This is a genomic window from Okeania sp. KiyG1, assembly GCF_014132355.1.
Classification (GTDB): domain Bacteria; phylum Cyanobacteriota; class Cyanobacteriia; order Cyanobacteriales; family Microcoleaceae; genus Okeania.
This window is the reverse complement of sequence record NZ_BLZO01000149.1, coordinates 17,418-39,341: the sequence shown is the minus strand read 5'-3', so window position 1 is coordinate 39,341 and position 21,924 is coordinate 17,418. Positions and strand designations below refer to the sequence as shown.

The 21,924-nt window shown below is 36.6% G+C and carries 19 protein-coding genes and 1 pseudogene; 8 read left to right on the top strand and 12 right to left on the bottom strand.

All coding sequences use genetic code 11. From position 1 onward, the window contains the following. Positions 1–464 precede the first annotated feature (464 nt). The gene (locus tag SAGCYANO_RS34430) at positions 465–917 is read left to right on the top strand and encodes a hypothetical protein (RefSeq protein ID WP_202224162.1); all 453 of its coding nucleotides are present in this window, start codon (positions 465–467) and stop codon (positions 915–917) included. A 510-nt stretch (positions 918–1,427) separates the two neighbouring features. Here the strand turns inward: SAGCYANO_RS34430 and SAGCYANO_RS34425 are convergent. The 5 genes from SAGCYANO_RS34425 to SAGCYANO_RS34405 form a co-directional block, all read right to left on the bottom strand. Further along, on the bottom strand, positions 1,428–2,918 hold the full coding sequence (locus SAGCYANO_RS34425) for a GMC family oxidoreductase (protein ID WP_202224161.1): 1,491 nt from the start codon (positions 2,916–2,918) through the stop codon (positions 1,428–1,430). 705 nt (positions 2,919–3,623) lie between these two features. Then, positions 3,624–4,655, bottom strand: coding sequence for a diguanylate cyclase domain-containing protein (locus SAGCYANO_RS34420; RefSeq protein WP_237396972.1), 1,032 nt, complete (start codon positions 4,653–4,655; stop codon positions 3,624–3,626). 26 nt (positions 4,656–4,681) lie between these two features. Beyond that, entirely contained in the window at positions 4,682–4,969 is a 288-nt protein-coding gene (locus tag SAGCYANO_RS34415; RefSeq protein WP_202224160.1) for a hypothetical protein, read from the bottom strand. A 61-nt stretch (positions 4,970–5,030) separates the two neighbouring features. Continuing rightward, a complete protein-coding gene (locus SAGCYANO_RS34410; protein ID WP_202224159.1) occupies positions 5,031–5,171 on the bottom strand; it encodes a hypothetical protein in 141 nt (46 codons plus the stop codon). Between the two features lie 570 nt (positions 5,172–5,741). After that, positions 5,742–7,148: a GAF domain-containing sensor histidine kinase gene (locus tag SAGCYANO_RS34405; RefSeq protein WP_237396971.1), complete on the bottom strand. Its 1,407-nt coding sequence runs from the start codon at positions 7,146–7,148 to the stop codon at positions 5,742–5,744. Between the two features lie 999 nt (positions 7,149–8,147). Between SAGCYANO_RS34405 and SAGCYANO_RS34400 the strand changes: the two genes are divergently transcribed. Then, positions 8,148–8,486 (top strand): DUF3155 domain-containing protein, encoded by a 339-nt coding sequence (locus tag SAGCYANO_RS34400; protein WP_202224157.1) that lies wholly within the window; start codon positions 8,148–8,150, stop codon positions 8,484–8,486. Between the two features lie 528 nt (positions 8,487–9,014). On the opposite strand, the gene SAGCYANO_RS34395 is transcribed toward SAGCYANO_RS34400, so the two are convergent. The 5 genes from SAGCYANO_RS34395 to SAGCYANO_RS34375 all read right to left on the bottom strand — a co-directional run bounded on the left by SAGCYANO_RS34395 (position 9,015) and on the right by SAGCYANO_RS34375 (position 12,685). Next, entirely contained in the window at positions 9,015–9,548 is a 534-nt protein-coding gene (locus tag SAGCYANO_RS34395) for a cofactor assembly of complex C subunit B (protein ID WP_202224156.1), read from the bottom strand. A 334-nt stretch (positions 9,549–9,882) separates the two neighbouring features. Then, complete coding sequence (locus tag SAGCYANO_RS34390; protein ID WP_202224155.1) at positions 9,883–10,278, bottom strand: PadR family transcriptional regulator; 396 nt, start codon at positions 10,276–10,278, stop codon at positions 9,883–9,885. Between the two features lie 641 nt (positions 10,279–10,919). Continuing rightward, positions 10,920–11,123, bottom strand: coding sequence for a DUF751 family protein (locus tag SAGCYANO_RS34385; RefSeq protein ID WP_202224182.1), 204 nt, complete (start codon positions 11,121–11,123; stop codon positions 10,920–10,922). A 51-nt stretch (positions 11,124–11,174) separates the two neighbouring features. Beyond that, positions 11,175–12,434 carry a type II restriction enzyme gene (locus SAGCYANO_RS34380; RefSeq protein WP_202224154.1) on the bottom strand — a complete coding sequence of 420 codons (1,260 nt, stop codon included), beginning with the start codon at positions 12,432–12,434 and terminating at the stop codon, positions 11,175–11,177. A 95-nt stretch (positions 12,435–12,529) separates the two neighbouring features. After that, positions 12,530–12,685, bottom strand: a complete 156-nt coding sequence (locus tag SAGCYANO_RS34375) for a hypothetical protein (protein ID WP_202224153.1) — start codon at positions 12,683–12,685, stop codon at positions 12,530–12,532. Between the two features lie 862 nt (positions 12,686–13,547). On the opposite strand from SAGCYANO_RS34375, the pseudogene SAGCYANO_RS34370 reads away from it, so the two are divergent. Further along, positions 13,548–14,261: pseudogene (locus SAGCYANO_RS34370) on the top strand (IS1 family transposase). A gap of 804 nt (positions 14,262–15,065) precedes the next feature. Here SAGCYANO_RS34370 and SAGCYANO_RS34365 read toward each other — a convergent pair. Further along, positions 15,066–16,169 carry a transporter substrate-binding domain-containing protein gene (locus SAGCYANO_RS34365; RefSeq protein WP_237396970.1) on the bottom strand — a complete coding sequence of 368 codons (1,104 nt, stop codon included), beginning with the start codon at positions 16,167–16,169 and terminating at the stop codon, positions 15,066–15,068. A gap of 279 nt (positions 16,170–16,448) precedes the next feature. On the opposite strand from SAGCYANO_RS34365, the gene SAGCYANO_RS34360 reads away from it, so the two are divergent. The 5 genes from SAGCYANO_RS34360 to SAGCYANO_RS34340 all read left to right on the top strand — a co-directional run bounded on the left by SAGCYANO_RS34360 (position 16,449) and on the right by SAGCYANO_RS34340 (position 20,540). Next, positions 16,449–16,616, top strand: coding sequence for a hypothetical protein (locus tag SAGCYANO_RS34360; protein WP_202224151.1), 168 nt, complete (start codon positions 16,449–16,451; stop codon positions 16,614–16,616). A gap of 162 nt (positions 16,617–16,778) precedes the next feature. Next, positions 16,779–17,465 (top strand): magnesium protoporphyrin IX methyltransferase, encoded by a 687-nt coding sequence (bchM, locus tag SAGCYANO_RS34355; RefSeq protein WP_202224150.1) that lies wholly within the window; start codon positions 16,779–16,781, stop codon positions 17,463–17,465. A gap of 329 nt (positions 17,466–17,794) precedes the next feature. Then, positions 17,795–18,133: a DUF423 domain-containing protein gene (locus SAGCYANO_RS34350; RefSeq protein WP_237396969.1), complete on the top strand. Its 339-nt coding sequence runs from the start codon at positions 17,795–17,797 to the stop codon at positions 18,131–18,133. Positions 18,134–18,438: 305 nt separating this feature from the next. Beyond that, positions 18,439–19,545: a serine/threonine-protein kinase gene (locus SAGCYANO_RS34345; RefSeq protein ID WP_202224149.1), complete on the top strand. Its 1,107-nt coding sequence runs from the start codon at positions 18,439–18,441 to the stop codon at positions 19,543–19,545. Positions 19,546–19,559: 14 nt separating this feature from the next. Further along, positions 19,560–20,540 (top strand): WD40 repeat domain-containing protein, encoded by a 981-nt coding sequence (locus SAGCYANO_RS34340; RefSeq protein WP_202224148.1) that lies wholly within the window; start codon positions 19,560–19,562, stop codon positions 20,538–20,540. Between the two features lie 72 nt (positions 20,541–20,612). On the opposite strand, the gene SAGCYANO_RS34335 is transcribed toward SAGCYANO_RS34340, so the two are convergent. Next, positions 20,613–21,923 (bottom strand): RNA-guided endonuclease TnpB family protein, encoded by a 1,311-nt coding sequence (locus SAGCYANO_RS34335; protein WP_202224147.1) that lies wholly within the window; start codon positions 21,921–21,923, stop codon positions 20,613–20,615. Position 21,924: the final 1 nt, after the last annotated feature.

The following is a 21,924-nucleotide window of genomic DNA, read 5'->3' as shown; positions in this document are numbered from 1 at the left end:
GAATTACTTACTTCAAAAATACACGAAAATTTCTTCACAAGCAACCACCCTATATTTCTTATATATCAAGACTTTTAATAAATGGCCAAGGAAAGCCTGTTTGCACTCAAATTATCCCCATTTTTCCTCTTAAATAGCTCATTTGAACTTTTTTGGGAAAATTTAGTTTAAATTCCAAATATATTTGACAATATTTTATAAGTTTAATTTATACAAATGTTTTTTTAACCAATTATTAAACCTTAAAAGCTTACAGATAAAGCTTTTCAGAAGAAAAAACAGGAAGTATATTTTCTATAGAACCCCTGATTGGTATCTTTGCACGCGGTAGGGGTTTTTGGCAAAGGAGTCAAGAGCTAGAGAAATAGAATAGGGGAAAAAAGGTGGAAATTTGCCTGCAGATTCACCATTTTCCCATTTCCCCACACTCCCCACCCTCCCCACACATAGTAATGAGTACAGTGATGAAAGTTATACGTACCGTGATTGTATTGATTGCTTCTATAGTTCTATTTTCCGCTAATGTTAACCCGGCAGAAGCTGTAACACAAGACCCAGTATCTCTAACGGGCGAGTGGTTAGGAACTTGGACGAGCCTTAATGCTACCCAATATAACGGTACTATTGAGATTTCGATGATTCAAGATGGCGAAAAAGTTTTTGGTACCTCATTAGTAGGCAACACAAAATGTTTTCCCGACCGCACTTTTGAAGGTACACTCTCAGGCAAATATGACAACTTTGTCAATTTGCAGTTATATGCTGATCAAACCCCGATAAGCCAACTTTGGGGTGCCATAAGTAGAACCAAGAATGCTATAAGTTTGGTGTATAACTTTGACACTGACAGGTCTGATTGTTACGGGGATGTCGGAACAATGTTCATCTCTAAGGTTCAGGACTATTCCAAGATTTAGGGATTTAAATAGAAGTAATATCATGTCCGGATAATTAGTTATAAAAAAACTTTCTCCTTCAACTCCAGTTCTTCTTCTTTCTTCCCCTCCACCGGAGGGGAGGGGCGAGGGGTGGGTTGACTCCTGAGGAGGTCCTTCCCCTCCCCTCCACGGTCGGGGTTAGGGGTGGGTTGGGAGGGGAGGGGCGAGGGGTGGGTTGACTCCTGAGGACTCCGTAGTTATTTATTTATCACTGTTCAACCGGACATGATATAACTGATTTTGCGTGAATTCCCCAAAACAAGAGGAGATTCACTGGAATTTGTCTTTAGAGGATGTTTTAAAAGTCCCCGCAAGTATAATCTTAGGATTTGAACTGGGTTCAACTTAAATGGAAAATCTAAATTTCAGCCATTCACCAAGATATTTAGATGTGTCCATTACAGGAACACAAGAGACTTTTTAAACATCCTCTTAGTGCTATATACCTCGGTTTCTGATCGGATTCTGCTCACTCCCATCTCTCGGGACCTAAGGTGCTTGAATAATAATATCTGACCCCTTATAAGCAATCATCATGGTTGCAGCTGCGGTGTTAGCGGTTATTGGTAATGGGAATACAGAAGCGTCTATGACACGCAGTCCTGATGTCCCACGAACTCTAAGTTCTGTATCGACCACAGAGTTCTCATCAGATCCCATTCTGCAAGTTCCGCAATAGTGGTATGTTGTATCGGCTGTTTCTCTGATGTAACTTTCTAAATCTGTCCCCGGTTTTGGAGCAATTTGCTCTTTTCTCCATGGACTCAAGCTTGATTTATTGCCAATTTCGATACCTAAATTAAGCGCTATTTTACATGACTCAATATCTCCTGGTTCACTCAGATAAGCTGGGTTAATTAGAGGAGCATCATCAGGAGAATCTGAGCATAGAGTAACAGTTCCTTTACTCTTCAAGTGCATGACATTTGGCCACAACCAAAAGGAATTTCTTGGACCAAGGAAACCCTTGAGTGTCCCGACTCCCACAGAAGATTCTATATCAACGGCTAAATTGCTATTTGTCGTAGAACCAAAAATCACAGCAGGAGCTAGACTATAGGGATATATTGGAGCAGGTTTGTTCTCCGGAATAGAAAATCCAGCGCTAACAAAAAGGTCGTCATGCAAATTCTTCCCTACTTCTTTCTCATTGACAACTACATCAATATCAAATTTTCCTAACTCAGCTTCATCACCAATACCTGAAAGCATCAAGATTTTGGGAGTTGCAATTGCACCAGCACTCAGGACAATCTCATTTTCCACACCTACAGAATATTTATTTTTACCCTGAACATATTCAACACCAACTGCTTGAGTACCCTTGAATAGAATTCGGGTGACAAGTGCTCGGGTTACTAAAGTTACATTTTGATATCTCTCTGGTAAAAAAGTCGTGTAACTGGTTTCACGGCAAAGTAGGGAATCTAATGTAATATTGTTGAACTGAAATGGAGCGTATCCATATTGACTTTCGCTGGTATTGTAATTGGGGTTTTCAGGTAAGCCATACTCTTTAGCAGCAGCAAATAAATCGTTGATAAAATCATCTGTCTGACCTGCCAAAACTTCCATAGTTTTCTCTACACTTTCAAAGTATGGTAGTACATCATTCCATGACCAACCGGGTGCTACTTCACCCCAAGCATTAAAGTCGGACTGACCACCTCTAACATAGACTGTGGCATTATGTAATGCAGACCCACCTAGAACTTTTGCTTGAGCTAGCTTGATGACACGATTATTTAAATTTGGTTGCGGCTGTGACTTATAACCCCAATCAATCTCGGGATATTTTTGTAAGACTTCAAACCAATAACTTGGAGTAAACATCTCGATGGGATTTGGTGGCGTTCCCCCAGCTTCGATGAGGAGAATACTTACATTTGAGTCAGAAGCAGCAAGTTTTGAGGCCACTATGCTCCCAGCAGAACCTGCACCAATCACAATATAGTCATACATAGAATTGATTTCTGTCATCTTGAATACTCCTAATTTTCCTGAACGCTATTAAACGGATATAATATGAGAATAATTTTGTCAACTTGCTGGTCTACAACTTATATCATGTCCGTTGGGTGCGTTTGTGTAAAAGTTGGGGAAATATCTACCGTCATATAAGGTTTTTCCTTGTCTTGTAGGGGCGATTTCCGTTCCGGAATGCTCCTAATTACGCGAATCCCCCGTACAGGAATCAGGAGACAGGAGACAGGAGAAAAGGGTCGGGAGCGAGGAGGTAGGAGCTAAGTTTTGGATATAGTGATTTTTCTGCCCAACTATGCGCCTAAAATACGCTCCTTTTTGAGCGTGAAGAGCTGAAAACCGGGCACTGCAATTCAAACCCAAAAAGGCTAATATCATGTCCGGTTAAACAGTGATAAATAAATAACTACGGAGGAGTCAGGAGTCAGGAGGAAAGAGGGAAGAAAGAAGAACAACAGGAAAAGAAGGAGAAAGTTTTTTTATCACTAATTATCCGGACATGATATAAAACCTTTATCTGTAAATACTTTTAGATTTAATCAGCAAGCCCTAATTATGACGATTGGAGAATTTTTTTATGCCCAATAAAACGGATTTGATATAACCAGTGGGAGCATCTTGCTCTGTTTCTAATTATTTTTGTCACGGTATAGTCAGTGGAAGCATCTTGCTCTGTTTCTAATTATTTTTGTCACGGTATAGTTAGTGGAAGCATCTTGCTCTCTTTCTAAGAGTTGCTTGTCTCCACCTACCATTATTATGTAGGACTATCAAATTATTATTTTTCAGATAAGTTTGAGTATGTCGATCGTCATTTCTCTCAAAAAAAACTATGCGATCGCGACCTTGTTCTTTAGCTTGATAAAGTGCTTTATCCGCTTTAGCTATTAAAGATTCTGAAGAATCTAGTTGAGTAGGAATAATACTTGCTATTCCCATACTTATTGTAATGTATTTCCTGATTTTAGAAGCACAATGATCGATGTGTAGTTGATGAATAGCTGTACGAATTAACTCTGCTACTTTTTTTGCCTTTTTAGCAGATGTCTCCGGTAAAATTATCCCAAATTCTTCTCCTCCATAACGAGCTACCAAATCTGCCGAATCTTTAACATTTTTACTAATAGTTTGAGCAATCTTTCTTAAACAATAATCTCCTGCTAAATGACCATAATAATCATTGTAATTTTTAAAATAATCTACATCACATAAAATTAAAGATAAAGGTAATTTTGTTGTGCTAAGTCTAAACCATTCTTTTTCTAAAGATTCATCAAAATCACGACGATTCGCAATACCCGTTAAACCATCTAATTTAGCAAGTCTTTGGAGTTTCTGATTAACAATAATTAAAGCTGTTTCTGTTTTTTGTAAAGCCAAATTTTGCTTAGTTAGTTCTGCTTCCACTTGTTTTTGAGCTGTAATATCTATGATTAAACCTTTAATTGCTAAGATTTTGCCATCAGAACAATAAATTCCTTTGCCTTGTTCCCAAACCCACTTTAGTTCTTGATTTGCTGTAATTATCCGATAAACTAACTGAAATGATTGATGTTTTACTAGAGCTTTTCGTCTTTGTCTACAAATTAATTTTCTATCTTCGATGTGAATTAATTGGTTATAGAAAATTTTATTTTGAATAAAATCTTGAGATTGATAGCCAGTCAAACTATAGCAACTATCACTGATTAAATTCATAACTAAATGGCAATTATGACTACTTTGGTAAACCATTCCTGGCAAATTTTCTATGAGATTTTCTAGAATTGATTTATGCTTTTTACTTCATTTTCTACACTTTCTCTTAAGAGTATTTCTTGTTGTAAGATTTTATTTTGAGATTGGAGTTGCTTTGTTAATGACAATATTTGCAAATGCAACTTTATTTTTGTTAAAAAGTCATCTGCTTGTATAGGTATCTTAATATTATCGAAATTCTCAATATTTAATCTCTTAATTTGATTGATTTCATTTTGTGTGTTTACCAGAAAAATGATAGGAATATTTTTGTTGATTCTGCACTTTGCAAAAATTGGCAAATCTGCCATTGCTCTTTTTCCAATGATAAATTTATTAATATTAGGTCTACCGGTCTACTTTGTAATATATTTAAAACTTTTCTCTACTATTAGCTACTAGAAATTTATAGTTATTGTCTTTCAATAAACTAGATAATAACTTGAGATTACTATCATTATTATCTACGATACAAATTACAGTTTCCCGAGATACTTCTTGTAAATTGTTCATTTTTATAAAAATCTATGAAATTAGTAAGTATGAAATATACAGCAGTCTAAGGAAAGAGTGCAGACAGATCGATAGATTAAAACTAAGACGACGCTATTTTTCCTTCTTCCTTCTTCCTTCTTCCTTCTTCCTTCTTCTGCTATATTTCATACAAAACAGAAAAATAAAAAAAACCTCTTGCCAGGTTTTGGGATAATTATATCCCTGTATATTTCAACAGCGTAAATTTTCCTTCCCCACCTAGTTAAGGTAAAATTACAGCTGAAGAATCAAGCAAGAGGTTAAACTTTTAGATGCTCCTGATGTACTAACTCCCTAGATATTTCCTACGCTCCGACTAAGGAGTGGATTGTAGGATTGTTAAACTTACTTACAAAGGTTTTTAATTCCCCTTGTAAAAGTTCAGAGTGTGTCTGTACTCTTCTATAATAAAACTTTTTTCCTCAAATGCAACTGGGTTATTACAATAGCCCTATTTTATTCATCGTCAAGAGACCAATCAATAGGTAACGTTTAATATCAAAGTTAAACCAACAGTAAAATTACTATATATAATTGAAAAGACCACTCTTAATTTAGTACTTGTAACCATAAAACCACTGTAGTACCACTATTAATTATGGCATCTTGCTGTTGTAAATCATAGGAAAGCCAATGAGGAACTAGAGGAGAATATACTTGAATCTTTCCTTTCATTGCATGTATTAAATCAAGAGCTATGGCTAATCCTAATCCTGTTCCTGGAATGTCCGTTTTAGCTTTTTCACCCCGATAGTTTCGTTCAAATAAATGTTCTAAATCTTGTTTTGGAATACCATAACCTGTATCGCTAATAGCTATTGCTAGCATTCCTTCTCTTTCATTTTTAACCGACTGAGAATCATCTGTTTGTGGAGCTGAAGTTGTCAACTTAATATAAATATTTCCCCCTGCTGGAGTATACTTCAAAGCATTATCAATAATATTACTTAAAACTTCTCGCAAAGCCTTATTATTAGCTTTTACTATAGGTAAATTATCAGAAAAATCAACCTCTAAATCTATATAACGTTCATCGGCAATTGCTTTTGCAGAAACTAATAAAGGTTCCAAAACATCTTGTACTGAAACAGACTCTAAGAAATTAGACTCTGGCAAAAGTGGTAATGATTTAAACTCTTTATTAACTTCCGTATAATAATCTATTACATTGTCATTTTCAGTTGTAGTTTGAAGATACTCGCTTTCTCCAGAAATACTCAAAATTTCTTCCCCAACCCCGACAGTTTCATCAATTTGTTCTATCAACTCTCTGAGGCGATCGCCTTCCCGTAAAATACTATTAGCAATATTCCAGTTTTTATCTTCAGGCAAAAATCTTTTCAGTAATAACTTACCAAAAGTTCGTAGCGCAGTTAATGGACTTTTCAACTGATGCAATACATCATGTATTATATCATACTGCTGGGCTTGTAGCTGTTGCTGTTGCTGAAATTGTTCCTTTAACCATTGAGAACGTCGATCTAATATACAAGCTATGGCAATAGTATGAGCCACTTGTTGAATTTGAGTTTTTTCGCGTTGATTCCATGGCCGATCTTCTCTTGCTGTTACCAGTAATCCCATTACTACCCCATCATGGATTAAAGGTAAAACGATTTGACGTTGTTGCCAAGGATGACTTTCAGGCCATTTATGGTCTTGCTCTGTAGTGTCAGTACTTCCTTCTAAGAGCCAAGTATTTGTCCCTGTGGTTAAAGTTGTTGCTGATAGTTTCGGAATATCGCCTAATGTTTGTATTTCTGAGGTTTTTTTTAAGACTGAAGTAGCTTCCCTATCCTCTAACTTTTCTGGGTATGCAACAATGGGAATTAGTTTAGCTTTACCCCCTTCTACTAATTTTTCTGTCAAGTAAACTATACTTAAACACGCACCCCAACTAGATACAAGGGCTATTTGCGTTCTACAAAGTCTAATAAATTCTGTACTGGTTGGCATTAGCATTAGAGCTGCTTGTGGGACTTCCCACTAGATATGGACTTTTTTTGGGACTCTAAATATCTTAACTAGCGATCGGCTTTTAGCAGCTCTGGGTCATTTCAGTTATCAGTTATCAGTTATCAGTACCTCCGACTAAAGCCTCCCGCTTGAAATACTGAACTGAATATTCTCTTGGTCGATTGGATATGGTTAGGAAACCCATCCATCCCATCCTAACGGACTGCTCCGCAAACGACCGCTGTCTTGGTTGATTGGATATGGTTAGGAAACCCATCCATCCCTCAACCGCTTTTTCATCCCCTTAAAAGGGGAGGCTTTAGACCTCACTTTTTGATAAAAATACCCTCTCGGTTTCCTATCATCCGGATGGCCCTAGGAGGAGTTTAAATCACCTTTCCTGACGGAATGCTCCGGCAAACGAGGGTGTCTCAAAAAAAATCTACCGATCGCTCTCATGCTGACCGCTGACTGCTTGTTTAAAATTTTATCAAAATAATTGGGTCTAAAACCTCACCTTGATTGACGAAATGTTTTTGGAGGGTTGCTCAAAATTTCCGTTACAAAAACAACTTCTGACTTCTGTACGGGTGTCATTCGGCAGCTTTGCGTTAGCAAATGGCCATTCGCTCCTACTTCCCCCTCCTGGGAGCAGGGCTAATTCTTTGTCGTAGCGAGAATATTAAGTTAGAAATACATTTAATTATGCAAATATACAAATCTCTCCATCTCCCCACATTCCCCTCCTGGGAGGGGGGGCTAGGGGTGGGTCCCCCATCCCCCATCAATTTTTCTAAGCGTGACAATAAATAGACCCTGCCTCCTGGGTGGGGTTAGGGTGGGTTGACTTCTGACTTCTTTAAGGCCACTCTCTATCTAAAGTGTATATTTTGTATCAATATATTAAAAACACTTGAGTTTTTCAACTAAAATTTATATAATCTTATCAAATTTGGTAGCCATAACTACACCCATCGGCTAACACAGGAGGTAAGGAAATTGGCTAGAAGACGTAAGCGCAAAAGTCGTCGTAGACAAGAAGGACGCAGAATTCTTGAGCAAGTAGCTCAGTATAGTATTGAAAGTGGCGAAGATAAACCAGTCACTGCAGCCCGTAAATTTATTCATTCACAAGGTATTGTTCCCCCTGCTGTACTTTTAGTTAGAAGGAATGAGCATACTACCGATAGATACTTTTGGGCTGAAAAAGGTTTATTTGGAGCTCAGTACGTTGAAGAAAATCACTTCTTGTTTCCTAGTTTAAAGGTTTTGACTGAAGCTAAGACACCTGAGAAAAAGCAAATATTTAGTTCTACTCCAAGTATAATTAAAGTCTAAGGACATCATTTATCGAATGTTTTTTACGGGCAAATAAGAATGTCCTTTATTTTTGATGACCGTCAACAAATATCAACTTCTACTTCTACTGAAATATTTAGTAGGTGAGTGGGTAATACAGAACTCGTACTCCCACTTCATTTAATTTATTAGTAGTATTATTTGATAGCCTTATTTGCTCAATTAACTAGGGTTTCAAGCTTCCATCTGCCAATGGACTTAAATCCTAGTTTATTTTTTTTGAATCTATCCCGTTCTAACTTTTAGTTTGAGCGGGATTTTATTGTTTTGCTGATTCTTAACTAAGTTAAATCAACAGATTTTTTGATTTACCTTTGTTTAAACCATCTCCACAATATCCTTCTTAACGATCTACGCTACTGCTACTCATCATCTTCATCGATCCGCTCGATCGAACAAATGAATTAATTGCTACAACCTTGGCCATGACCTAAGTCCTATGGGGATACTATTAGTAGCCGATCAAAATAATTTATCTTAATAACTTTTTTTCTACTTTGAGTTTGATTATTGGTATGGCTTCAAATTCATAGCTGTTTGTAAAGCTGTTAATTCGTCCCTATGAGCTGTGACAGAAATTAAACTTTTGACTTGAGAGTCCTCAGTCAATATTCCTTCTAGCTTTAGAGACACTTGTTCTGGACGTTTAGACTTTTTCCAGTAAAAAATACCTGCTAAAGGAGATGCTAGGACTAGCCATAGATAGTATTGGCCATATTCCGGCACTAACATCGATAAAGCCAAAGCAAAACATAAACAACCTATTGCAGCTAATAGGGTCAAGAAAAATGCCAAAAACAAACTCGGTCGAACTACTCCTTCAAATATTAGTTGATTCTCAGTTGCATTAGCACTAACAATTCGGTAAGCACGATAGCTAAAATATTCTTTTAGCTGCTGTAAAAGTGAGTCAGCTTCCCGATCGGCTATCAGTTTTAGGTTCTTAGTCCTATTTTTTACTGATGCTTTGATAAAAAAAACTAGACCAATGCTAGATAGAAGCGTCAGTACAAAAGACGATACTAAAGCTGTATTATTCATACAATTTTAAATTTGAATGGTTTTTTATGTGTTCTCTTTTACATAAGTTTACAACAAAAAAAAAGACTAGCTGCTTTGTGACAAATATCAGCTAGGGTTTATACTTCTACATTAGATTTTATACCTAAAAAATTGACACAAAAATATTCTCACTGGGAGTATTGGCCAAAATCCGCAGAAAAATTATCCTCACCTGCCTAGTCTATTTACCGAATAATTAATAATTAAATAATTCAGCTTTGTTAGCCTCCCCTTTCAAGGGGAAAAAAATAAATTTTTTCACGCTCCGCATCAATCCTCTCCCTTTTAGGGAGAGGTAATTATCCATTATCCATTATCCATTATCCATTAATGAAAGGGTTGATGGTTGAACTTGAGGCCGAATATGATCATTATTAGTATATTCGTACCATAGTCGCGCTAAATCTGTAGCTTGAGACCGCCATTGAGGGATAACTTGATACATTCTCCGTGGACGCCCTCTTCCTTCTACTTTTTTCCAATAGCCAATAATTGTGCCTTGATCCTCAAGAAATTTCAGAGCGCCGTATAATACTGTGTCAGAAAGTCGATAAATAGGGTAGTCCCTTTCTAATTGGCCAATTAGCTCAGTTCCGTAAGAGTCTCTTTGTAACAACACGGATAGGATATAGCACACTGCTAATTCTTTGTTGAGATAGACCGGAGGGGGACTTTGAAAAAATTGATAAATGTCCTCAAAAGAAGTCATCTGAATTTACCGCCAAATTGGGTTTAAAGCCTCCCCCTTTTGGGGGAGCTTTGTGTTATGGTACGAAGAGTGGAAAGGTATTCAACCACTATAAAAAACCTAGCTACTTAATCAGTAGACGCACCTTGAAAACTAGAGTTATGGAGTTTTGCATAGAAATGCTTATGCATGGAAAAACTCTAAGCAACAAGTACCAGAGAACCAAAGTTTTTGAGATTTGAACTGTACCGTAGGGCATACGGGAACAGGCCCTTGGAATAGGGCAAACGCTTGGGGAGAGAATCATCTCTGGATTAAATGTCGCAAGGTGTTTAATTTAAGTGGACTCATTGAACCAAGAATCCTGGTTTCAGGAGAATATCCGTGCCTTCAGGCCGGAGAATATGTCAACCACTCACTCCATATTCCAATCTATCGTGCAAACCATTAGGCTGACCACTCATTAGACTTCTTCTAGATAAGTAAGTCAAAAGTTAACAGCCAAAAGCTAGATAAATTGAGGATTTGTGGATAGGAATTTATTTGACTGTCAATTTGGCAGCGGTTCTATTTATTTCCCTTAGTAAATGCTATAAAAAATACTGCAATTTCAACAGATTAGTAGTGAAGAAGTGTAAGAAATACCTGAATTTTACTATTTATTAGGTTGGATTGATACCTAACATAGCTTGTAGAGTTAAGACTAGAAAAACAAATGTCCCAACGATTAGACCGATCAGAGCGATCGCCGTAACAGGTTTACTTAATAGTGGCTTAAGTTGATCGAATAGAAAAAAGAATATTCCGAGGGTAATGGTAATAAAGTATCGTGGATAGCGAGAGACATTGTTGAAGAAATCTTGCATCGTTTTGTTTGATAAAATTTTAACTCTATACAATATTAGTTTAATATCTGATTAGTCAATTTGTAACCATATCCAATCTATCCAGCTTTTTACAGTAGAAGCTCGTCTTTCTCTAGTTTTATCTCCTATTTTTAGATTAGTTTCAGATAAAAGTAGGCTAATTTGTTTTTTTGAGGGAATATGGGAGATTTCTAAGGATAGTTTAAAAGCTTGATTAAATACTTCGTGTTCCAATATTTTTTCGATTAGCTTTAGATATTTAAGTTTATATCCTTGACAAAAAATATCTTTGGCTTGGTTTGTTAGTGTAAAAGTTTTTCCCTGTTTTGTGATTAGCTCTAAATATTTTCCTGCACTTGTATAGTAATAAGTTTGTCTCTCATCAAATTGATAATTTTCTGTAATCTCATCTGCAGTCAAATCATTTTCTAATAGTAGTGAAATTAAATCTATTAATCTTTCAAACTTATTTGCTTGTGGAAATGGAATATTTGGCGGTTCAGGAATTATTTTTATCTGAGCTAGCAGCAATTCTATGTCGCTTATTTCTATTTTATCTGAAGCAATTACATAATTTTTATTTTCTACCAAGGTGATAGAGTTATAGTCTAATATATCTACAAATTCATAAATAAAAAAGCTGAAAATGTCGTTAGAGTAAGTCATTAATACTGGTACAACTCTCTTGCCAATTTTCTTTGACCACAATCTATATGGATAATAGAGTTGTCTAATTAAAAAATCCTCCACTTTGTAATTTTTAGCTTCGATTAAAATTAAACGATCGTCAGTTTCAAAACCTGCATCTATTTCACACTGAGAGTTAGCCACATTAATTGAGTATGACTGATTATTAATAGAATTTTTAATAGAAAAGTCAAAAGTTCCAGTAGACATTCTGCCAGAAACAGTAAATTTAGTTTTTGAGCCAACTAAATCATCAATAATACCGATGTTAAATGCACAAAGTAATGCCGAACTTTCAGAATATAAATTAGTGTAATCTATCGTTTCTATTTCCCTGGGAAACTGCCAAGGAATACTTTCAAATTTGGAGTTATATTTGACTGGTAAATGTATATGAAAGTGACCGATAATATATTGAGAACGAGAAATTGGTAAAATAGATAAACAATTATCTTTAAATATTTCAGGCAAGTTAACAACATGGTCAAATTTTGCCATGAGTCTGCTCTCTCGTTCCTGATTAATTTGAGATGCTTCTATTTTGAAGAAGCCGTTTTTATTTACCTCTTCTAAGATTTGATATTTTTCAAATAACCTTTCCCATGCTACGTCATTTTTAGTCATACCTAATCTATCTCAAGTCTGGTAGCATCAGTATTTTAAGTTCACCAATTAACAATTAATAATTACCGAAAAATTGTGGGTATGCGCCTCCCTTTTTAAGGGGATAAAAAAAGAGAATATTCGCCAAGGTCAAGCTTCCTTATTGCAGAGGTACTGATAACTGATAACTGATAACTGATAACTGAAATGACCTCTTCTAAGATTTGATATTTTTCAAATAACTTTTCCCATGCTACATCATTTTTAGTCATATCAAATCCGGTTAAACAGTTATATAGCAATATGACTTGAGTTGTGAGATATTGCAAACTTTTAGGGAACAGGGAACACCGGATCTGGGAAGAAGAAAAAAACAGATTATATAAATATCAGCACTTACGCAAAGGCACTATTTATAGAGTTCAAAGACTATTGGACAATAGTTTTGAGCGCTATATATAGCGTATCTGCGTAAGTCCTAAGTATAATAATTGCTATATTCTATACTTTTAAGGAACATCTCAATTCTCACAACTGATTCCTGATTGCTATATAAGTGTGGGGAGTGGGGGAGATGGGGGGATGGAAGGTCTTACAAGGGTAAGTTTTTAAGATTTGACACAGAGACGCGGTGAGACAGGGACGCGGAGATTGGATAATTGAGTAATTAATTCCATCTACTCTCTCTATTCATTAAAGAAAACCCCCGCGTCCATCTATCTGCGCGTCTTACTCTCTCCGCGTCTGGTGTGTCTCCCCCTCCCCGCGTCCTCTCCACTCAAATTGGAAAAACTTACCCTTGTAAGGATGCTATGCTTTATAAACATCTTTTTTAACATAAAACTTGACAAAAATCTCATTTGATGTATTACAGTCTGAAAGCTCCTAGTGTCGTTGCGATCACAACGACAAAAAAACAACTTTTAGGAGTACACAAGTTAGTCAATTTGTCAAAGCTTGTAAAACCAACAAAATGCTCCTAAGCTTTTGATAATAGGCATTATCCACTTTTGTAAATAATTTTGCTTATAATAGATAGTTCATTAATTGATAATTGATAATGGATAATTGATAATTAGGCGTTGGTAAAGCGCGGGTATGATGTTTCCCAAAAGCTCTGATAGGTGAACTTTAATGCAATGTCCTGAATGCCAATCAACTCACGTTAACAAAAATGGATTTAACAAAGGAAAACAGAATTACATCTGTGTTGATTGTCGAAGGCAGTTTTTAGACTGTTATCAAGCACAAAGAGGCTATTCAGATGAGCTAAAACATGAATGTCTAACTATGTACGTTAATGGTATGGGTTTGAGAGCAATTGGAAGAGTTAAAGGCATAAGTCATGTGACAATTATCAATTGGATTAAACAAGTAGGAGAATTATTACCTAGTGCTTATGAGCCGGAAACAATTCCCCAAGTGGGAGAATTAGATGAACTGGAAACCTTCGTGGGGTCAAAAAAAACAAAATTTGGCTCTGGACAGTGGTAGATCATTTTCGACCAGGCATATTAGGATGGGTACTCGGAGACCATAGCGCCGAAACCTTCCAACCATTATGGGAAATTGTGGCCCTCTGGAAATGCTACTTTTACGTCACTGATGGCTGGAAAGTTTATCCCAATTTTATCCCTGACGGTGACCAAATTGTCAGCAAAACTTACATGACCAGAGTCGAGGGAGAAAATACCAGACTCCGTCATGATCTTGCTCGTCTCAAACGAAAAACCCTTTGTTACTCTAAGTCTGAAATTATGTTGGGACATTCAGTAAAATTATTAATTCACGCTTCTTAAATTCAGAGATGTTCCTGTACCATTAACTCAAAAATTTCTCACTGTTTAGCGATCGCATTCTTTCTTCATCATACCTTCATTTACCAACGCCGATAATTACCTATGGTTAAAACCGTCCTTGATTGAATATAAGGAAATATTATTTCTTCTCTTGGTCGATTGGATATGGCTCCGAGACCTCGCCATCCCTCGACCGCTTTTTCCCCGATCAAGGGGAGGCTTTAAACCAGAATGACTATAGTTACTAATTATTAATAATTAATAATTCGGTAAGGATGGGAGAATGTGGAGTTTTAAGGCGAGAAAGTGTGGATAGAATTATAAACATATACTGTATAACCGGATTCTATGTAAAATGCGTTTTAAAAGCTTAATTTTTCGTTTTTAACTATAGCAAGGAACGAGTTTATTAGTACTTATGTTGATGATGAACCTTCAACAATTAATAATTAATAATTAATAATTAACAATTACCTATGCTTGAAAAGAAGAGGATTGACGCTTTAGGGCAAATTTTTTCTTGTTTCCCCTTGAAAGGGGAGGCGCATACCCACAATTTATCAGTAAGATAGAGAAATTATTTTCCCGCTCTTCCCTGTTCCCTGCTATATCAAAATATTTAGGGTTTTTAGCAAAAATATTATTACTAAGATAGTTTCTACTATATCAAGGTAGAAATATAACAGTTTAAGGAAAGGTTAGGACAGATAAACAGCTTAAAACTCAGACAACGCAATATTTTTCCTTCTTGCTTCTTATTTCTTTGTTGCTTCTTATTTCTTTGTTGCTTCTTATTTCTTTGTTGCTTCTTATTTCTTTGTTGCTTCTTCCTTCTTCCTTCTTCCTCCTTCCTTCAATAAGATAACCATTGAGACTCTATTTCCCTGATTTTGCCACTTTCCCGCATTTCTAAAATCCTAATATTAAAATCTTCTAAGAAAGAACTATCAGGAGATATCATAAAACCATAACTTTCACTAGCAAAAGTAACCAGAGATAATTTCAAGTTTTCATTAGGATGAGTATGTAGATAGTACTTAAGAGCAGGAGTATCAAAAACAACACCATCCACTTCATTTAACCTCACCAAATCAATCGCTTCTACCAAAGTCCTAGTCTGACTAATACGAGCACCATATCTTTCTGCCCATTTCTCACCAGTAGAACCTCTAACTACAGCAATTCTAGAATTTTTAATATCTTCAGGAGTAGTAAATTGTACAACTGTTTGATCGGATAGAGAAAGAGTCAAACTTGTAGCAATACCCGCAGTGAGAGAAGAAACTGTCACCATAGTTATCATCATCCATATTCCAGCAATTATACGTCCCGTTTTAGTAATGGGAGCGCGATCGCCATATCCCACAGTAGTCAGAGTCACCAAAGCAAACCACATACCATTACCAATACCACGCCAATAGTCCTTCGGAAATTGTTCAGTATTGCGCCGTCTTTCTGCTAACCACAAAAGATTACCAACTGTGAATAGGAGAACAACTAATAGACTTACCGAAGATATAAAAGCCAGACCAAAGAAAGGTTCAAGTCTACTCCAAAGCTTAGGTCTTTCTCCACTAATTAATAAACCAATATTGGCCAGAAAGTATGGTTGAGTAAAAGCCACCCTTTCCAGGCGGTCAGAAGTGACACTAATTGGCCCAATAACAAGATCGAGTTCTCCTCTAAGGATATTATCAATGCCATCATTTACACTACTTTGTTCAAATAGTTCGTATTCAAGTCCTTCTAAGGAAGCTAGTTCTTGCCAAATGTCTATACTTATACCCTTAAAATCTCTATCCTTAATTACAAAGGGGGGTGAACCTGCAACTCCTACTCGTAATTTAGTTGCTCTAGCTGATAGTGGGAACAAAGATATAAGGGTAATGGAGAGTAAACTTAGTAATTGGACTTTGCTAGTTATTTTCTTGAAGATATTTGTAGAAAAAAAATTCATCGTGACAATTTTTTGCCCCTAAGATAGGTAATAATAATTGAGTTGAGTGTAAACCATCCTCTCAATTTCTGATGTCTAGTTTTTTCTAACTTTTGCCAATTATTCTTGAAGAAGCTAGAAGGCAGAAGGCAGAAGGCAAAAGGCAGAAGGCAGAGGGGAAAATTGATTATGGATAGTCTTCGACAAGCCACTCCGTGTCTACAAATCCCAAACAATTTTCAGGACCGTTTAGAAGGTGGGGTATTAAACCCCCTATAGAAAAGATAATTCTCGAAAAGTATGTTTGAGAAACTAGAAATTGCCTTGACTATTTTGTTTGGACTAGGATGGTTTACAAACTTTTTTCCTCAATGTAATCTATCAATTGGACGTGACTTAAATGCTGCAATTAATATCAACAAAGCAGCTCAAGTCTTGCTCAAAGATTTGTTGCCACCATTAGGATAAAGAAGTACAATTAAGCCGATTTTCAATCAATTACAGAGGTGGGGCATCCCTTGGTAGCTCAGTCAATGTTCTCATAGAGAAGTCGCTGAGAAGCCCACATCTGATTCTCGATCAGCAGTGTGGGGGTATGTCACTGGAGAAGTATTTTAGCATTAGGTGAACATGAAAAGTAGGACAGACGACAAAATAATTGTTCAGGAATATTTCAATTCCACTGGTTTTGAGCGGTGGCAAAGAATTTATGGAGAAGGCCAAGTCAATAAAGTACAATTAGATATTAGAAAAGGACATCAACAAACCGTTGATAATGTTCTCAGTTGGCTACAAGAAGATGGGAATTTATCAGGTTTATCAATTTGCGATGCAGGTTGTGGAGTTGGTAGTTTGAGTATTCCCTTGGCCAAAGCAGGGGCTGTTATCTATGGTAGTGATATATCAGAAAAGATGGTCGCCGAAGCATATCAGCGTGCTAAGTCTAGTTTGATTAGTATGGGTAACGTTAATTTTGTTGCTCAAGATTTAGAAACTTTAAGTGGTAAATATCATACAGTTATTTGTTTGGATGTGCTGATACATTATCCTCAAGAAAAAGTTGCAGATATGATTAATCATTTGATATCTCTAGCACAGTCTAGGCTAATTATTAGTTTTGCACCAAAAACTTTAGCTTTAAGTTTATTGAAAAAAGTAGGCGAGTTATTTCCTGGACCAAGTAAAACTACTCGAGCTTATCAGCATCGTGAAGCTGATATTATCAAAATCATAGAAAGTAATGGTTTTTCTATCCAGAGAAAAGCAATGAACAGTACTAGCTTCTACTACTCTAGTTTACTGGAAGCTACTCGTTAGTAAGTTCAATAATTGTTAAAGAATATTGAAACTGGGTACTCAAGATACTAAAAATAAATATAATGTAACTACAATTTGTCAGTAAAACTTGGATTAAGCTAAGACTTATTTAGATTTTATATTCTCCATATGACTATTACAAATAAGCTATATAGCTTAGATTCTCAAATGCTTAATATTAAATAACAACTAGAGTTAGGAATATTATCAAGATTTTGAGAAAAGTAGTGAAGATAAAAATAGATAAAAATTAGGGTTAATTTGATAATGACATAGGGGTAAAAATTAATGACTAGAGTTTTTTAGTAATAGCATCTATTCTAGGAGGATTGTCTGTAGTTGCTGGTTCTTTTGCTACTCATGCTTTGAAAGAAAAGCTTAGTCAATACTTTCTAGACATTTTTCAGACAGGTGCTCGTCTACAAATGTACCATTCCTTAGCTCTGTTAATGGTCGCTTTTTTATTAACTATTGAAGAGTTACCTCAAGGATTAATGTTGGCGGCTGGCTATGCTTTTATTATTGGCATAGCAATTTTTTCTGGAAGTTTATATGCTCTAAGTCTGACAGGGATTAAATCATTAGGAGCTATTACGCCCATAGGTGGAATTGCCTTGATTATTGGATGGGGCTGTATGGCAGTCGCTGGTTGGAACTTAAAACTTTGAATAAGCCAGAAGGCAGAAGCTAGAAGGCAGAAGGCAGAGGGGAAAAATGCTCATGGAGAGTCTTCAACACGCCACTCCATGTCCTATAACCCCAAACAATTGTCAGCACCCCAGTTGGCGACGGGGTATTAAACCCATAAAAAAATATAAAAATTGATTATTTTGATTATTTATAAAAATATTAAAGATATTCAAGTCAAAAAATCAGCAAAAATGAACAATATTTTGCCAAAAGTTTTAAAGAAGACAACTTCGAGCTATAGTGTAGTAAAGCAAAGCTATACAAATCTGGGTACCTGGCTTCTGTGAGTTACTGCCTTAATCCCAACTGCCCCAACCCCTCTGACCCATTAAATGCTGGTAGACGCACTTGTTGTCAGTGTGGCTCAGAGTTGCTGCTGCAAAATCGGTATCGCGTCATCAAGCCGCTTGGGGGGGGTGGTTTCGGGAAAACTTATTTAATAGAAGATCGAGGTATACAAAAAGTTCTCAAAGTATTACTGAAAAGTCATCCAAAAGCTATATCTCTGTTTCAGCAGGAAGCACAAGTACTAATCAGTTTACGAAACCCTGGGATTCCAAAAATAGAAGAAGATGGTTATTTTACATTTTTCCCAGAAAATAGTGACGAACCTATACACTGCCTAGTAATGGAATTTATTGGTGGTGCAAATCTACAGGATTGGATGAAAAGTCGTCGCCATAGGCCAATAAATCAAACTCAAGCAGTAGATTGGCTGACACAATTATCAGAAATATTAGAAAGAGTTCATCAGCAAAATTATTTCCATAGAGATATTAAGCCCCACAACATCATGCGTAGGCCAAATGGCCAATTGGTGTTGATAGATTTTGGTACTGTCAGAGAAGTCTCTGAAACTTACTTGGTCAAAGTAGGTCAGGGGCAAAATGTTACAGGTATTGTCTCACCAGGATATACTGCCCCAGAGCAAACTAATGGTAAAGCTGTACCTCAATCAGACTTTTTTGCTTTAGGACGTACTTTTGTATATTTATTAACAGGTAAGCCTCCGACATCCTTTGCAGAAAATCCTCGTTCGGGAAAATTACAATGGCGAAAATCTGCTCCCCACATATCAAAGAAACTGGCAGATATAGTTGATTACTTGATGGCTCCTTTCCCAGGAAATAGACCTCAAACTCCAGCTATGATTTTGCAGTGTATAGCAGAAATTGATATAGAAGATAGTAGTTCTGGTATTATAGAAAATTCTAGAGTTTCTTCCCCTTTGAACCAAACTCAACTAGGCAGAGAAAATACTAAAATAACAACCGGAAAAACTCTCACTAAACATCAAATTAGGACGAAAATAAAAGATACAAAAATATCCCGAATAAAAGATACAAAAATATCCCGTCACAAGTCAAAAATTAAACTAAAAATAATCTGATAACTATATCAACAATGTTGTTATTAGCAGCAGCAACCTCTCAATTTTATGGATTTTGGCGCTACAGAATGTTTCCTGCAGATCCAATTCTATTGTTACGAGGGTTGAATAGTAGTCGGTTTTTGCAAAATACTTTAAATGGTTATTTAGGACAGGTAAATGCGATCGCTCTGACACCAGATGGTCAAAATCTGGCTACAGGTGGCTCTAATACAATTAAAATTTGGAACCTCAAGACTGGGGAATTAAGAAATAATATTGCAGACGCTCATACAGCTCAAGTAACTACTCTCGCAATTACTCCTAGTGGTCGAATCTTGGTCAGTGGTAGTGCAGATCGAACTATCAAACTTTGGGATCTAGGAGTAGGTAAATTAATAGATACAATTCAGGCTCATCAAGGCCAAGTGAATGCAGTGGCAATTAGTCCTGATGGGCAGACATTAGCAAGTGTTGGCAGCGATCGATTAATGAAGTTTTGGAATATTCAAACAAGTAATCGAATGCTTACTTGGATACCAGATCAAGAAAATGAAGTAAATACTTTAGCTTTTAGCCGAGATGGGACTATTTTAGTTAGTGGTAGTAATGACGGAACCATTAGACTGTGGAACGTTAGTACGGGTATTCGTAGACAAACTCTAGAGGGACATACCAAGGCAGTTAATACGGTTGCCATCAGCCCAGATAATCAAACTTTAGCTAGTGGGAGTGAAGATGGAACTATTAGACTATGGAATTTAGACACAGGGAAAAAAGAAGGTGTAATTAAACCAAATATAGGTGCAGTCAAATCTATTGTTTTCAGTCCTGATAGCCAAAAAATAGTAGCTGGCGGTGAGAATATTATTATTTGGGATCTAATTACAGAGGAGAACTTACAAACATTTATTGGTCATTCTAAACAAATAAGTTCTCTTTCTATTACCCCTGATGGTAAAACCTTAGTTAGTGGAAGTTTAGATCAAACTATTAAGGTCTGGCGAATGCCTTGAATCAGTTATCAGTTATCAGTACCTACGGTTGACGTTCTCCTCTGCCTAAAGGCAAGAGGATTCTAAATATCACTATCCAGATTTTCTCTTTCGTCGAGTCGGCTTATCTGTTTGGGTTTCCCCATCCAGACAGAGGCCAGTCTCTCCAGAGATGTTACTTTCCCCGCGCCCCGGGGTAGTTGATAGTTGCTTGAGAGCAGATTGGAGAATATTAATTGCGGCATTCTCGTCCCTATCTGCTTCATAACCACAGTGGGGACATTTATGGGTTCTAGTGCTTAAAGTTTTGCTTACTTTTTTGCCACAGTTTGAGCAGTTTTGAGATGTATTGAATGGCTCAACTGCGATAACTGGAACTCCATAAATGCTACCAAAATATTCCAACCATTCCCTAAATTTGTACCAAGCTGCATCATTAATTGATTTGGCCAGATGATGATTTTTCACCATGTTACGCACTTTTAGGTTTTCTATCGCTACCAAGTCGTTAGACTCGATGACGTGCTGCGCTTCTTTACAAGCCCAATCGTTACGTCTGCGTGATACCTTGAGATGCGACGGCGCTCTATGTGCGGAACCTGCGTCCGCACCCGCGCCTTCTCTACCCAACCGATTCCTTGCTTTTATCCTGTTTTTGCTACCTTTTTTAGTACCAGATAAACGCTTCTGTAGCTTTTTGATTTGGCGCTCATCCTTTCTGAAAAACCGAGGATTATCGACTTGATTACCTTCAGAATTGGTGTAGAAATGATTTAAACCTACATCTAATCCCGTTTGTTTTCCTGTTAATTCTTTTTTTTCCTCCCTGATGTGGTCAATTAAAAACTGAGCATAATAACCGTCATGCCTTCTAATTATTCTAACTCGTTTAATTTGTTTGAGTTGATAATAATGAAGGTTGCGACTTCCCCATAGTTTAAAAGTACCAACTTCAAATTTATCCGTTAAAGTCAAATAACGTCTATCTTCTGAAAGTTTCCAACCAGAGGTTTTATATTCAACCGAGGCTCTAACCTGATACTTTTTAAACTTAGGATACCCTCTCTTGGTGCGCGTTCCCTTGCGACTGCCGTCGTCGCGGGGTCGCACCGCTTTTTTACCAGGCACTTTAGCTTTACAGTTTTTGTAGAATCTTTCAATAGCTGCCCAAGCCCTCTCAGCATGAGCTTGTCTTGCCATTGAATTCAGCTTTTTTGCCCAGGGAAAATTTATATTATCTGCTAAGATTTTACAGTATTTGTAGGCATCACTACGACTCTTAACCTGCCCGTCAATCCATGCTTTGATGATGCTATTGCGGACAAAACGTCCTGTACGAATAGCCTCATCCAGCTTTTCGTATTGGACTTTTTCTCCTTCTAATTTCATCTCATAAACCAGCATG